Annotated in this window: 11 protein-coding genes; 3 read left to right on the top strand and 8 right to left on the bottom strand. The window is 60.9% G+C overall.

From position 1 onward, the window contains the following. Positions 1 to 359: 359 nt before the first annotated feature. From FSO04_RS42940 to FSO04_RS42915, 7 genes are all read right to left on the bottom strand, one after another. Positions 360 to 1,121: a hypothetical protein gene (locus FSO04_RS42940; protein ID WP_154567420.1), complete on the bottom strand. Its 762-nt coding sequence runs from the start codon at positions 1,119 to 1,121 to the stop codon at positions 360 to 362. Positions 1,122 to 1,189: 68 nt separating this feature from the next. Further along, positions 1,190 to 3,700: a TonB-dependent siderophore receptor gene (locus FSO04_RS42935; protein WP_154567419.1), complete on the bottom strand. Its 2,511-nt coding sequence runs from the start codon at positions 3,698 to 3,700 to the stop codon at positions 1,190 to 1,192. A gap of 116 nt (positions 3,701 to 3,816) precedes the next feature. Then, entirely contained in the window at positions 3,817 to 4,821 is a 1,005-nt protein-coding gene (locus tag FSO04_RS42930) for a FecR domain-containing protein (RefSeq protein ID WP_154567418.1), read from the bottom strand. A gap of 11 nt (positions 4,822 to 4,832) precedes the next feature. Then, the gene (locus FSO04_RS42925; RefSeq protein WP_154567417.1) at positions 4,833 to 5,345 is read right to left on the bottom strand and encodes a sigma-70 family RNA polymerase sigma factor; all 513 of its coding nucleotides are present in this window, start codon (positions 5,343 to 5,345) and stop codon (positions 4,833 to 4,835) included. A gap of 106 nt (positions 5,346 to 5,451) precedes the next feature. After that, a complete protein-coding gene (locus FSO04_RS46705) occupies positions 5,452 to 5,622 on the bottom strand; it encodes a hypothetical protein (protein ID WP_166618380.1) in 171 nt (56 codons plus the stop codon). A gap of 216 nt (positions 5,623 to 5,838) precedes the next feature. After that, positions 5,839 to 7,056: a chromate efflux transporter gene (gene chrA, locus FSO04_RS42920; RefSeq protein WP_154567416.1), complete on the bottom strand. Its 1,218-nt coding sequence runs from the start codon at positions 7,054 to 7,056 to the stop codon at positions 5,839 to 5,841. Between the two features lie 19 nt (positions 7,057 to 7,075). Then, positions 7,076 to 7,534 (bottom strand): YjjA family protein, encoded by a 459-nt coding sequence (locus tag FSO04_RS42915; RefSeq protein WP_154567415.1) that lies wholly within the window; start codon positions 7,532 to 7,534, stop codon positions 7,076 to 7,078. Between the two features lie 799 nt (positions 7,535 to 8,333). Between FSO04_RS42915 and FSO04_RS42910 the strand changes: the two genes are divergently transcribed. From FSO04_RS42910 to FSO04_RS42900, 3 genes are all read left to right on the top strand, one after another. Next, positions 8,334 to 10,532, top strand: coding sequence for a LamG-like jellyroll fold domain-containing protein (locus FSO04_RS42910; protein WP_154567414.1), 2,199 nt, complete (start codon positions 8,334 to 8,336; stop codon positions 10,530 to 10,532). A 255-nt stretch (positions 10,533 to 10,787) separates the two neighbouring features. Further along, positions 10,788 to 11,081, top strand: coding sequence for a hypothetical protein (locus FSO04_RS42905; RefSeq protein ID WP_154567413.1), 294 nt, complete (start codon positions 10,788 to 10,790; stop codon positions 11,079 to 11,081). Positions 11,082 to 11,469: 388 nt separating this feature from the next. Continuing rightward, a complete protein-coding gene (locus FSO04_RS42900; protein ID WP_174825347.1) occupies positions 11,470 to 11,757 on the top strand; it encodes a hypothetical protein in 288 nt (95 codons plus the stop codon). A gap of 569 nt (positions 11,758 to 12,326) precedes the next feature. Here FSO04_RS42900 and FSO04_RS42895 read toward each other — a convergent pair. Further along, a complete protein-coding gene (locus tag FSO04_RS42895) occupies positions 12,327 to 12,473 on the bottom strand; it encodes a hypothetical protein (RefSeq protein ID WP_154567412.1) in 147 nt (48 codons plus the stop codon). Between the last annotated feature and the right edge of the window lie 939 nt (positions 12,474 to 13,412).

The raw sequence follows: 13,412 nt of genomic DNA, 5'->3' as shown, positions 1-13,412 counted from the left end.
GGCGTATTTGAATTCTGGTTTGCCCATCATCGCATCCTCACCCTTGACCTGAGGAGCGAAAATCACTGACCATAAAGTGTCAATGATGTCCCCGCACGTCTGTCAACCATGTCCCCGGTCTATACACCGGCTGCAAAGAGAAGTAGGCAAGAGAAAGCAGCTCAAACCACTCCTGCTAAGCGGGTCCCGTAGTTTGCATAGGGTAGTGGTGCATCTGGAATCTGGGTTCGTGCACCTGCATACGCTTGTGACAAGGGAGTCATACTTCCGGCGGCGCTGCGCGCGCCGAAGAGTACTTCATAAAACCGCACACTAGGTTTTCGCGCCCGCGTTCTATTCGGCGCGGTGGCCCGTGTTCTTCAACTCAAACCCATCGCCCAATCCACCGCTGCGTCGAACAGGCTGTTTCCCGCCGGCGACAAGTTGCTGAAGGTGTCGTTGTTCAGGAAAAACATCACCCGCCGTGCCGGGGCCAGCGACTCGTAGTCCATCGTCGCACCCTTCTCGTACGCGAAGATCGCCGCCTTCTCCGGTTGCCCATATAACGTCGCAATCGTCGTCGCGCCCAAGCCTGGTTTGCCCCAGCTCATCGCGGCCTGTTTGCCATATACGTTCGTTACGCCTGCCGGCAAACCGGCTGCGATCGGGTGCGGTGCGTTAACCAGCCACAGGTAACGCTCTTTCTCCGCTTCGCCGAAATCGACGTCGTGACGCTTGCCCGTCATCGCGAAGTCATCGAGTAAATCGTTCTCCCATGTCAACAACGGCTTGGCCAGATAGCGCCAGCCACCCACTACCTGTTTCGATGAAACCGTCGATGAAATAACAACGAGATCCGCATCGCCGACTGCCTCCGGCGGTTGCGCCTGGTCCAGCGTGCGCACGCTATAACCTCCCGCTTCAAGGTGTGTCGCGATCTTCTGGTCGACAGCCAGGCTCGGCCCGTTGAGTTGCACGACCATCACGATTTTCTTGCCCGTGCGTGGCCCGCTCGTTGCCGCTCGCGCAGCAGGTGTCGCGACAGCCAGCAGGGCGCCAAGGCCCGCTGCTGCGGTGAGAAGTCTCCGGCGGTTACGTACGGGCGCTGATCTCTGTTCAGTGCGGCGATTCTGAAGTTTCATGACGATTCCTGTCCCGTGTTGATCAAGTGAATGCGTGTATTACGTGCAAGGCGCGATGGCGGCACGGCCTAGAACTCGAGCGTCGACAGCAAAGAGACCTGACGTGCGTCGCCAACCGACACGAAATACTTGTTCACGCTCGACGGGTAGTAAGTCTTGTTGAACAGATTTTTCACGTTGAGCTGGAACGACAGATGCCGATTGCCAAGTTTCGTCTCGTACGTGGCGAAGGCGTCGGCGACGGTGTAGGCCGGCAGCGTAAAGCTGTTGGCCGAATCGCCCGGGCGCGGGCCGACGTAATGCGCGCCGGCGCCGACGCGCAACTGGTCGCCGCCGAAGATCGTGCCGAAGTCATACACCGCCGCAAGCGATGCGGTGTTTTGCGGCGCATTCCACAACCGCTTGCCGGCGTAAAGCGGGTCCTCTGTGGTCTTCGCGTCGATGTACGCGTAGCTCGCGATTACGCTCCAGTGCTGGCCGATCTGGCCGGCCACGTCGAGTTCCACGCCGCGCGAACGCGCCTTGCCGGCCGTGCGCCAGTCGGTCTGCTTGGTGGTGTCGTTGTACTGCTGCACCAGCACGTTCTTCTTGTCGATATTGAACAACGCCAGCGTGCCGCTCAGGCCGTTGGGCATCGCCACTTTGGCACCGAGCTCCCACGAGGTGGCTTCCTCAGGCAGTACCGATGAATCGATTACCACGCCCGACGAGAGCGGCGCGATTGTCGAAGTCGGTTTGAGCGACTGCGTATAGCTCCCGTATAGCGACACCGTGTCGGTCCATTTGTAAACCACGCCCGCGCGCGGCAGCCATTTGGTGCCGTTAATGTCGGTATTGACGACAAATGGCCGGCCCTTTCCCGCGATCTGGTTGTAGCTCAGAAAACGCGCGCCGCCGATCAGGATCCACTTGTCGGTGAGGTGCAAACTGTCCTGGAAGAAAAGCGAGCGGTCGTGCAGCGTGTCGGTCTGATCGCTGTCGCTCGCCGACACCGTGGTCGACGGACTCTCCAGACCGTAGACAGGATGGAAATAGTTGAACGGATATTTCGTGGCCTGGCGCAGCAAGTCCTTGCGATAAATGCGGCGGTATTCGTCGTCGACACCGACCTGCAAATCGTTGCGCAAACCGGCGATGTCGAAATGGCCGTCCACATAGGCGATCGCGTAGCTGTCCGTGCTGAGCGCGCCATGCGTCGCGTCGTTGCTGCGCGACACGGCGCCGGTCGTGCTGTTGATGCCTTGCACGCGTAACTGGCCCGCGTCGTAGGTCTCGCGGTTGTAGCTGTAGCCGAAGTGCGCCTTCCAGTTGGCGTTGATCTGATGGTCGACGCTGATCTGCGCGAGGTTCGATTCGCCGTCCATTTCGTTGAACGGTTCGTCGAGACGTTCGCGGCTCGAGATGGCGAGCGGCTTGTTGGTCTTCGGGTCGAGCGCCGTGCCGCGGTCGAACGGATAGAGAAACTTTCGATATTCGTACGACGCCACCACCTGCGTATCGCGTCCATACCATGCGAGCGACGGCGCCACGAGCGTCTCGCGATGCTCACCAAAGTTGCGCCAGTATTGCTCGTCGGTCTGATCGACGACCAGCCGGTAGGCGAGGCCGGAGTCCCCGATCGGCCCGGTCGTATCGAAGGTCGCGCCGGCTCCATTGCGGCCGTGTCCGTACGTCGAGCCGAGCACGGAGATCGCGTGATACGGTTTGAGCAAGGGTTGCTTGCTCACCACGTTGACAACGCCACCCGGGTCCATGATTCCATACAGCAGCGAAGTCGGGCCTTTGAGTACTTCGACGCTGTCAGCGGCCGCGTTCAGCGCGCGCCCCTGCACGAGCGGCATGCCGTTGTGCATGATCGAACCGTCGCGATTGCCGCCGAAGCCGCGCTTGAGCAAAGTGTCCTGCGTGCCGGCCAGCGTATTGCCTTGCACGATGCCGCTCACGTTCGCGAGCGCGTCGTCGAGATTGCGCGGACGTTGGTCGTGCAATACCTGGGCCGGCACGATGTTGACGGCCTGGGCCGTGTCGAGCACCGGTGTATCCGAACGCGTCACCACTGCGTCGACAGGTGGCCGGTAGCTGCCGGCTTTCACCGTCGACGAACTGACGGTCACGGCGGGGAGGGTGGTGCCGCGCCCGTTGCTGCTGTCAGCCGACGGCTCAGCGCGCTGCACGAGCGTATAGCTGCCATTGGACTGTTGCACCGCGCCGAGCCCCGTGCCGCGCAGGATTCGATCGAAGCCTTCCCGTATGTCGTAATCGCCGCGCAGGCCTTCACTCATGCGGCCGTCGGTCAGCGCCGCCGGAAACGACAGCAGCAGTCCGCTCTCGCGTCCGAAGCGATTGAGCGCCGCTTCGAGCGGGCCAGCCGGAATGTCGTAGCTCTTGCGCTGCGACGCCGCCGAAGCGGATGGCGCATCGGCGGCCAGCGCGACATTGAACGGCAGTCCCGCCGAGATCAGCGCGGCCGTTGCAATATGCCGCGCGAAGTGTGCCGGCTGCCGCGCGCGCAAAGCGCCACGGCTGCTACGGCTGCTACGGCTGCCGTTGCCGGCGCCGGTCTTTCGATGCTGTCCCATGTTCAAAGCTCGCAGGAAGGTAGACGATGTGTTGCTCTCATCTCCCTTGTCACGCGAGATTCGAAAACAGCTCACGACAGACGAAAATATTTCGGCGCCGGTAACGCAAGTCGGTTTTAAGAGCGAGCCGCGCGCACGGTGCCCCAGTAGCGCGTGATGAATACGACCTCGACCGGCAAGGTTCTCGCCAGGGTGTCGAGCACGCGGTCGGTGTCGGCGAGCGGGAAGGTGCCCGAAAGCCGCAAACCGGCCACTGAGGGATCGCAGCTCAGATGCCCCGCGCGGTAGCGGTCGAGCTCGTTCACGAAATCGCCGAGCCGCATGCCGCTCGCGACGATCAGACCATCCGTCCATGCTGCGTCGTTCTCGCTGATCGGCTCGACCGCGCTGACGTCATCACGCGTAAAGCGGGCGCGTTGGCCGGCGTGGACGACCGGCGCGAGGCCGGGGGCATCGAATGGATTGATCCGCACAGCGCCTTCGAACACATCGAGGCGGCAGAGCGTGCTCTGTTGTCTGACGGCGAAGCGCGTGCCCAAGGGCTGCAAACTGCCTTGCGCGGTCTCGACGATGAACGGCCGCCGCTCACTGTCGCTGTGACCGGTCGCGATCATGATTTCACCTTTGATCAGGCGCAGGCGGCGCTCGATGCTGCTGAAACGGATATCGATGGCGCTGTCGGTGTTCAGTGTCAGGCGGGTGCCGTCGGCAAGCGTCATGGTGCGGCGTTCACCGAGTGCGGTGCGCGCATCAGCGCTCCATGCGCGCCACGGCACGTGTTCACCGGCAATCCATGTCGCGCCGCCCGCGAACAGCAGGGTCGCGAGGACTTTGACATTCGCGCGGCGCTTCGCCGAGCCGGGACGCGTCAGTGCAGCGCGTGCGGCCGCCGCGCCACCTGTGTCTGCGTTGTCCGTGCCTGTTTCAGCGAGGACCCGGAAGCGGCTGCTGACGCTGCAGATGTGTTGCCATGCACGCTCATGATCGGGATGCTCCGCGCACCAGCGCGCCAGCGCGAGTTGCTGCGCGCGCGTGTCGTCGCCGGATTGCAGCTCCATCCACCACTCCACGGCGCGCAGGGCAATGTGCTGCGGAATATCGGGTCGCGCGCTCGCGTTCATCCGTCGATCCGTCATGCCGCGCTGAGTGCAAAAAAACACTGCGCGCCGGCGCGCACCAGATGGCGTTTCACGGTCGAGACGGACAGCTTCAGTTGTGCGGCGATTTCGGCATGGCTCAAGCCGTCGAGCTGGGCCAGCAGGAACGCACGCTTGACGGCGACCGGCAACCGCTCCAGCAGACTGTCGATTTCACACAGTGCTTCGAGAAGCAGCGCACGGTCTTCAGGCGAGGGCGCAAAACTTTCGGGGGTAAGTGCCAATGCTTCCAGATAGGCGCGCTCGATCTGCTCGCGACGCCAGTAGTTGGCTATCACACGTTGCGCGACGGTCGTCAGGAACGCTCGCGGTTCTTCCAGGGCGAGCGGTTCATCGCGGGCGAGCAGACGCACGAACGTGTCTTGCGCAAGGTCGGCCGCACGATGCGCGCAGCCGAGCTTCTTACGCAGCCACGCGTGGAGCCAGCCGTGATGATTGCTGTAGAGCGCCTGCATCTCGTGATGCAGGGCCGATTCGTTTGCCGCCATGGCCTACCGGACGCGCCGGATCGATGGATGCGGCGCTCTTGTAAATGAGAATGATTCGCATCATAGCATGACAAAATGTAAGGAGGAAATGCGAACGTGCCCGGCGCTATGACCGGTCGCGGTTACGGGCCCGGGTGGCACCCGTGATCACCGCGAGGCCGAGCATGATGACCGCCACGATCGCGATCGTATGTTGTGCGACATGCAGCGCCATCAATCCCCACGCCACACCGCCGATCAGAATGATCCAACCTGCGAGATAAATGAGCAGGGTCATCGTTTTTCTCCTTTTCGTTCGTCGGACGGGACCAGCTTGCCTGCTATGGAAAGCTTTACCGGTCGCCCCGATTGGGCCGTTGCAGTCGCTTGCCCGAACTGGCTTGCAGCGGGACGAATCCGGCACATGCGATCAACGGGTCTATCGAGCAGCAGATTTCGCGCCTGAGCTCGATGCATCCGCCGTTTCAGGCGGGTAACGATGGCGGACCGGGATTCAGACGATCCACCACGCGAGCAGCGCCGTGAGCAGCACCACGGCCCATGAAGGTAGGCGCCACCAGCCGAGCAACGCGAGCGCCACAATGACCAGCGCGAAATCGCGCCCGCTGTGCACCGCGCTGGTCCATACGGGATCGTAGAGCGCGGCGAGCAGAATGCCGACCACGGCAGCGTTGATGCCGGCCATCGCCCGACGCATCGACGCGAATGCCCGCAGTTCGCCCCATAGCGGCAACGCGGCGCCGACCAGGAGAAACGACGGCAGAAAAATCGCGACGGTGGCGATCAGCGCCCCGGTTATGCCCGCCGGGTAACCCGTGCTGGCGGCGCCTAGAAACGCCGCGAAAGTGAACAGCGGCCCCGGTATCGCCTGGGCTGCGCCGTAGCCGGCCATGAAAGAATTGGTCGAGAGCCAGCCGCGCGGCACGACGACCGCTTCCAGCAACGGCAGCACGACATGGCCGCCGCCGAACACCAGCGAGCCGACCCGGTAGAACGCCGCGAACAGGTCGAGTGGATAGGCATGCAACAAGGCGGCCGCCGCGGGCAAGCCGAACAGCAACAGCCCGAAGAGGGTGAGGCAAAGAAGCGCGCCGGTCTTCGTGCCGGGCATGCCGAGCGGCGCACGTGGCACCTCGGTCGACGATTTGAGAAGCAGGGCGCCGGCGATGCCCGCCACGACGATCGATGCGATCTGGCCGTAAGTTGCACCGAGCACGATAACCGCGATGGCCGACGCCGCCGCGATCGTCACGCGGGCGCGGTCGGGGCACAGCGTGCGTCCCATTGACCAGACCGCCTGCGCCACGACGGCGACCGCCGCGAGCTTGAGGCCGCGCAGCAGATGAAGCCCGTTCGCCTCCGCCAGATGGGTAAAGCCGTAGGCAAACGCGACCATCAACAACACCGACGGCAGCGTAAAGCCGAGCCAGGCCGCCAGCGCACCCGCGATGCCGCCACGAAAACGGCCGATCGCGATACCAACCTGGCTGCTGCCGGGGCCCGGCAGAAACTGGCACAGCGCGACCAGATCGCTAAACGTGTGCTCGTCGAGCCAACGGCGGCGCGTGACGAACTCGTCGCGGAAGTAGCCAAGATGTGCGGCAGGGCCGCCGAACGAGGTCAGGCCGAGCCGCAGGAAAATGCAGAAGAGGCTCCATGGCGAACTGTGTGCTGGCACGTCGAGGGGCGTGTCGGATTCTGCGTTCTGCATGAACATGTTCCACACCCGCTCAAAGCAAGGATTTTCCCTGGGCGAGAATCTTGTCGCAGACCTGCTTCGTGACCTGTTCCTTCAGTCCGCCGCCGCTCAGGTCTAGCTGCTTGCCGTCGCCGCTGCTCAGGATGCCCTTGGCGCCGTTGGTATAGCCGCTGTCGGACGAGGCCGAACTGGAGCCGCCCGGCAGTTTGCTCATCAGCGAGTCCTTGACCGAAGACGCGCCGTTGCCGCTGAGATAGTTGTTCTTGATGCAGAAATCGAGCACACCCGCGACGTTGCTGGTGCTGCCGGAAGTTAATGACTGGCCTGACAAGGCACTCCCCATGCTGCCGAGGCTCCCGAGGCCACCGGACGATCCACCACCCGAGCCCTGGTTGAGCAGGTTGCCGAGTTGCGCCTGGGCGGCCGGGACAGGGAGCAATACTGCGATCAAAATACCTGTAGCTGCGACGCGATGCGTGCGTACTTTCATACTCGAACTCCTTCTGCTGGCTGGAAGTCCTCCTACTATAGTGCCTTTCAGACGGGCGACAGACTGGGTTGTCACGTTAAATGTTGTCATGCGCGATGGGTAACCGGTACTCATCGCCATATACGGCAACGTCCACAATATGAGATTTTTAATTCTCATGTGAGTTAATCCTGATTTCCATATAAGGATTTCCTTATTTTTTATTGAATATTTTTTTGAACATACATCTCCCGCAATAAATTATCTTCACCTGTATAAAGAACTCGTTTTTCACCCTTCAGGCTGAGTGAATTCGGCCGTATACCTTGAGGAAGCAGGGATCATCAGCAGGTTTCGTCATCACATCTGATCCAGCCTCGCGGTACAGGCGAGCACGATCCGCACGGTGTCTGCATTGCCAATCGCTGTAATTGATGACATAGGCACGGCGGCGTCGCTGATGCCAATTTAATTCCGCATTTTTAGTCATCGTTGGTCGAAATTAATCAGGCTGCCACGACGCGCGTGTCACGAGACGTGTGAATTCTTCAATAGCATTCACTGAACTGCAGCAGGGAAAGAGGCCGCAATGATGTTGTCCGCCGATGAGTGCGGACGGCACACATCGCGGCCGCAAAAGCAAACGTTTGCCAACTACTGACGGCGCCCGGAATGGTTTCATGAATCGACCATCGGGACCGTCTCATCGGGAGTGAAGAAGCGCATGACGAGATCGAAATCGAGCAAGGTCGATACACAACGAGCACACGTAAATTCAGACGCTCCTGAAACACGGTCTGGACATTCCGACACCGTGGCGATGCAGGAACAAATCGCCGAGGGCATTTCGCGTCGCACATTTCTGTATAGCCTGGGCGCGTTGGCCCTGTCCGCTTGCGGCGGCGACGGTGGAGGACCATCGTCGGCTCAGGGGGGCCAGTCATCGCTGTCGGCGGCCGCATCACGAGCTGCAGTATTGAGCAGTTCGTCGTCCAGCGCGTTTGTGCATCCAGGTCTGCTGCATACCCAAGCCGACTTCGATCGGATGGCCCAGAAGGTCACGGCGCAAGCGTCTCCCTGGATCGATAGCTGGAACATCCTGATCTCGAACAGTCATGCAAGCCTGTCGTGGACACCGCGCCCACAGGCGGTCGTCTATCGGGGTAGCGACGGAGTGCATTCGCAGAACTACTCCTTGCTGTTCAATGACGTCGCGGCGGCGTACGCATGCGCATTGCGCTGGAAAGTCTCGGGCAACACCGCTTATGCCGACAAGGCGGTGCAGATCATGAACGCCTGGTCGTCGACGTTGACCGGGATCGGCGGCGATACCAACGCCGATCTCGCGGCCGGCATCTACGGCTATGAATTCGCCAATGCCGGTGAAATCATGCGCGTTTATTCAGGCTGGGCGACGGCCGACTTCGCGCGCTTCCAGAGCATGATGCGCAACGTCTTCTATCCGATCAACCACGATTTCATCAATCGGCACAACAACACCGAGGTGACTCACTATTGGGCCAACTGGGAGCTGTGCAACGTGGCATCGATCATGGCTATCGGTGTGCTGTGCGACGACCAGTCGCTATTCGATGAAGCTGTCACGTACTTCAAAAGCGGCGCGGGCAACGGCGCGATTTTGCAGGCCGTCTACTACGTCCATCCGGGCTACCTGGGCCAATGGCAGGAGTCAGGGCGTGACCAGGGACACGCCACGCTCGGCATCGCGCTGGGGGGAGCGATCTGCGAAATGGCCTGGAATCAGGGTGTCGATCTCTACGGTTACGACAACAACCGGTTCCTCATGGGGGCGGAGTACGTTGCGAAAAGCAACCTGATCGAGTCGGGCACGACCTTTTATACCGTGCCCTATGTCCGCTACAACAATGTAGACAACGTGAACCAGACGGTGTTTTCGACCTCGGCTCAGGGGACGGTGCGGCCTTGCTGGGCGCTGGTCTACAACCACTACGTCAATCGCAAGGGATTGGCCGCGCCTTACACGCAGAAGTTCGCGACATTGGTCCAGCCCGAAGGTGGCGGAGGCAACTATGGACCGAACAGCGGCGGCTACGACCAACTGGGCTACGGGACGCTGACCTGCACGCTGGATGCGATCGCAAGCGGTGCAGCGCCAAGCGCACTCGTCGCGATCGCAAGCGCAGGACACGTCATCCTGTCGTGGTGGGGCACGGCGTACGCGACGAGCTATAACGTCAAGCGCGGCACCACGTCGGGCGGACCCTACGTGTCCATTGCGAATGGTGTTACCGATCTGCTCAGCTATACGGACAGCGGTATTGCGGCCGGGACCTATTACTACGTCGTGACCGCGGTGACACCGGTCGGCGAATCGGCTGCGTCAAACGAGGCCGTTGTGACCACGGCGGTGCAACTGCAGACCTACCTGGCATTCGACGAAAGCAGTGGCACCAGTGCGGCGGATTCGAGCGGGAACGGACATACCGGTACGCTGGTCGGCGGTGCGAGCAGGGCGGTCGGCAAGAAGGGCAATGCCGTGTCGCTCGACGGCAGCACGGGTTATGTCAGCCTGCCGGACAACATCGTGGCCGACGTGTCGGACTTTACGATCGCGGCGTGGGTGTACTGGAACGCAGCGAAGACCTGGGAGCGTATATTTGATTTCGGTTCAGGCACGGCCCGCTACATGATGCTGACCCCGCGCGCCAATAACGGATTCGCGCGCTTCGCCATCACGCTTAATGGTGGCTCCGGTGAGCAGGACATTAACGGCAATGTCGCGCTGCCTACCGGGCAGTGGGCGCACGTCGCTGTGACGCTATCGGGCAGCGTCGGTACGCTGTATCTGAACGGTGCGGAGATCGGCTCCAACACGGCGATGTCGTTTGCGCCGTTCCGGCTGGAAAGCACGAACCAGAACTGGATTGGGCGATCGCAATTTTCAGCCGATCCGTATTTCAACGGATTGATCGATGAGTTTCGCATCTACCGCAACGCGCTTAGTGCGGAGCAGATTGCGGCGTTGATTTCGGCGTAGCGACAGGCTGGGCGGATGTCGACGTTCTGTGAGCGCGTCGGCATCCGTGCGGCTGGGTTTCTGTCCCAGCCCCACAATCGCCCGAATCATATCAAAGTGCCGGTAGAGGAATTTCCTGAGCACGTATCCCAAGCCAGACGTTTGCGCCGGTTGAACATAGGTCGATGTTGGAATTTGCAAGCTGCGCGATCTAATATGATTAATACGCATCGGCTCCAGCCAATGCACCACGCAGCCGCGCCCGGGGATCTCATCATGCTGATTCCGAAGGTCGTAATCGGAGTAGCCGCCCTCGTCGGCGTGACCACAGCCTACGCGGACGGGTTCGTCGTCACGAGATCCCTTTCGAATGGGCGTGAAATGCGCCTCGTCCAACACACTGCCGAATGTGATGGCGGCCCCGGCGCATTCATCTACAGGAAAGGTAAGCAGATCGATCAGACCTGCAATGTCCAACTGACTGCGGCAGGAGCGACCGTGAGGTTGCCACCTCTTGAGCCGCGCATGTTCTTCCCCCGCGATACGCTGTACCAGGACTCAAAACTATGAGCGCCCGCCGGTCTCTGCAATAAACCTTTGGGCAGGCGCGCATCACCGGTGCATCTGGCATTGATCGCACGCGATCCAAGCGTCTCTGCTCGATGCAATTTGGCCTTCCGCAAGCTAGGCTCGAATCGCCACGGTAGGGTGAGAAGGAGCCCTCGGAACGCTCGATTCGGTGGTCTGTTTGAATTTGCTTTCATCGACAGTTGGAATCACTGTCGGGTCGCCGAAGGTCTATAACTGAATCGGCAGTCCAGAGCGAACGTCTACCCCATCTATCGCTGATACGGAAGCCCGCGAACTTTCGACCTGGAAAGGAGGTTTAGCGATTACGTACGACCAATCCATGCTTTGCCTTTTCGAATCCCGATTAGCCTAGGTATAGGAGGTAATCATGCAATGCGGGTACCGTGGGTGGATCATAGACGCGACGCCGGACTTCTCCCTTGGGAAATTCTTTGCGCACGCGCGACTGGTTCGCGTTTCGGCTGACGATGACGTTGACGGCGAAATGCACATCGAGCGTGATCTTTCCTATTTCGACACGGAGGAAGAGGCGATCGAAGTTGCCCAACAATGGGCGTTTGCATGGATATGCGAGCGCGACGGCAGCGTCGATGGTATGCAGCACGAGACACAGGCATCCCGGAGCGGTATTCCGGACGAAATTCCATTCAGATGAAATGCTGAATGCGCTGCGCCCACGCTGACTTATTCATGTAAGCGCACCTTGCAACGCCGTAGCAGGAAGTCCGGACACACAAAGAAAGCGGCGCCGCCGGCCGGGTGTCGGGACGCCGCCTGAATCACACACTCGCAGGACTCGGGAGACCGCACGAGTGACTTGAAGGTATCGTTCGCCACCGCTCGCTTCAAGACGAAAAATCTTCGTTTGTAGCGAGGCCAAAAGCATTAGTTACATCATTTAATCTGATGACTTCGCTACGCAACCGGCCACGATGGTCCTTTGGCGTGGGCGCGCGACGGTCGCGGTTTTTGGAATTTACAAAATCAAAAATTTCTTACAAAACTGCTCATCGGTTGAATCCAACCAACAACATGTTCCGGGTCATCGTTCATCAGATTTTCCTGGAAACCAGGATTTCCTTCAGTGCATCGGCGTAACGTAAGCCGCACACCGCAATTCCCCCCGAGTGCAAATTTTTGTGCGTCCCAGTTCGACCCCCGCCTCGCCTGGCGCAGATCCCTGTTGGATCGTGTATGCCCATGCTATGTCCACGATCTGACAATTCAATTGGGGGTTCGGCCTAACAGGCACAGCGAATGCTTCATCTGCATCGTGTCGTCGCCAACTGTGGAGTCATTGCGGAAAAGCACGCCGGATGGCGACTCCGGCCACCCGTCCGGAATGGCCAGGAAGATGGCGAGCGTTTTCATAGCTCAAAGGCTTACGATAGAAAACCTGGTACACCGCTCCCATTGCCATGGCGGAACCAGGAGGCGAACACGCAGAACGGTCCCGCGGCTCATTTCGATGAGCACTCCGCGAGGGGGGAGGGCACATGAACTTAGTGAATGGAAGGATCAGACGAACCGATCCGAAGCGTGTCGTAATGTTCAGACCGGCCGAGCTTGCGCATTCGGGTGCAGGTAGCCCGGGTTCAGGCATCAAGGCCGCACCGCCTGCGCGGGGCAGACGCCTCGCGCTTTGGGTAGCGTCGGCAAGCGCATTGGCTGTCGGGGTCATGGGTATCGTCGCGTATGGCGATCGGTTCGACGATGATCAGGCGCTCGGGATCATCGGACCCACGTCGCCAGCGCAACACACGTCTTGGTCCGGTCATGTCGCGCTACCAGCGTCACCTCCCGCTCGCGGAACTGCGGTTGCCAGTACTGAGCTTACCCCGCCTGTGTCTTCCGCTTCGTCCGATCACCGCGCTGGACCTACTCCGGATTCTGCTGCGCCGCAGTCGGTTACACGAGGGCCTGGTCAAGCAAGCTATGCCGCCACACAGAATCGCCGCCATTGGGCGCCGCACGTGAGAGCAGTCGCGCGGCATGCGCCGGGGATCACCCTAGCCACATCGCCAACGCAACAAGCGTTTTCGTCCGGTCATGTCGAGAGATCATCGTCACCTCCTGCCCCGGAAACTGCAATTGACAGTGCTGAGCTCGCCCCGCCCGCTTCGTTCGATCAGCGCGGTGCACCTTCTCCGAATTCTGCTTCACTGCAGATGGCTGAAGGACAGCCTGCAGGCGGTCACGGCGGAGGCGGTTCGGGTGCCGCCGGTTCAGGCGCAGGCGGGGTGGGGGGCCGGGGGGCGGGGGGCGGGGGGGGTGTGGGGGGGGGGGGGGGGGGGGGGGCGGGGCGCGGGG

This window comes from Paraburkholderia madseniana (assembly GCF_009690905.1).
Lineage (GTDB): Bacteria > Pseudomonadota > Gammaproteobacteria > Burkholderiales > Burkholderiaceae > Paraburkholderia > Paraburkholderia madseniana.
Note: the sequence above shows the minus strand (reverse complement) of the source record. Positions and strands in the feature narration are given on the sequence as shown.

Bases quoted from the DNA above. Each gene is read 5' to 3' on its own strand.
- FSO04_RS42940 (WP_154567420.1), bottom strand. From the start codon at position 1,121: ATGAAACTTCAGAATCGCCGCACTGAACAGAGATCAGCGCCCGTACGT.
- FSO04_RS42935 (WP_154567419.1), bottom strand. From the start codon at position 3,700: ATGGGACAGCATCGAAAGACCGGCGCCGGCAACGGCAGCCGTAGCAGC.
- FSO04_RS42930 (WP_154567418.1), bottom strand. From the start codon at position 4,821: ATGAACGCGAGCGCGCGACCCGATATTCCGCAGCACATTGCCCTGCGC.
- FSO04_RS42925 (WP_154567417.1), bottom strand. From the start codon at position 5,345: ATGGCGGCAAACGAATCGGCCCTGCATCACGAGATGCAGGCGCTCTAC.
- FSO04_RS46705 (WP_166618380.1), bottom strand. From the start codon at position 5,622: ATGACCCTGCTCATTTATCTCGCAGGTTGGATCATTCTGATCGGCGGT.
- chrA (WP_154567416.1), bottom strand. From the start codon at position 7,056: ATGCAGAACGCAGAATCCGACACGCCCCTCGACGTGCCAGCACACAGT.
- FSO04_RS42915 (WP_154567415.1), bottom strand. From the start codon at position 7,534: ATGAAAGTACGCACGCATCGCGTCGCAGCTACAGGTATTTTGATCGCA.
- FSO04_RS42910 (WP_154567414.1), top strand. From the start codon at position 8,334: ATGCAGGAACAAATCGCCGAGGGCATTTCGCGTCGCACATTTCTGTAT.
- FSO04_RS42905 (WP_154567413.1), top strand. From the start codon at position 10,788: ATGCTGATTCCGAAGGTCGTAATCGGAGTAGCCGCCCTCGTCGGCGTG.
- FSO04_RS42900 (WP_174825347.1), top strand. From the start codon at position 11,470: ATGCAATGCGGGTACCGTGGGTGGATCATAGACGCGACGCCGGACTTC.
- FSO04_RS42895 (WP_154567412.1), bottom strand. From the start codon at position 12,473: ATGAAAACGCTCGCCATCTTCCTGGCCATTCCGGACGGGTGGCCGGAG.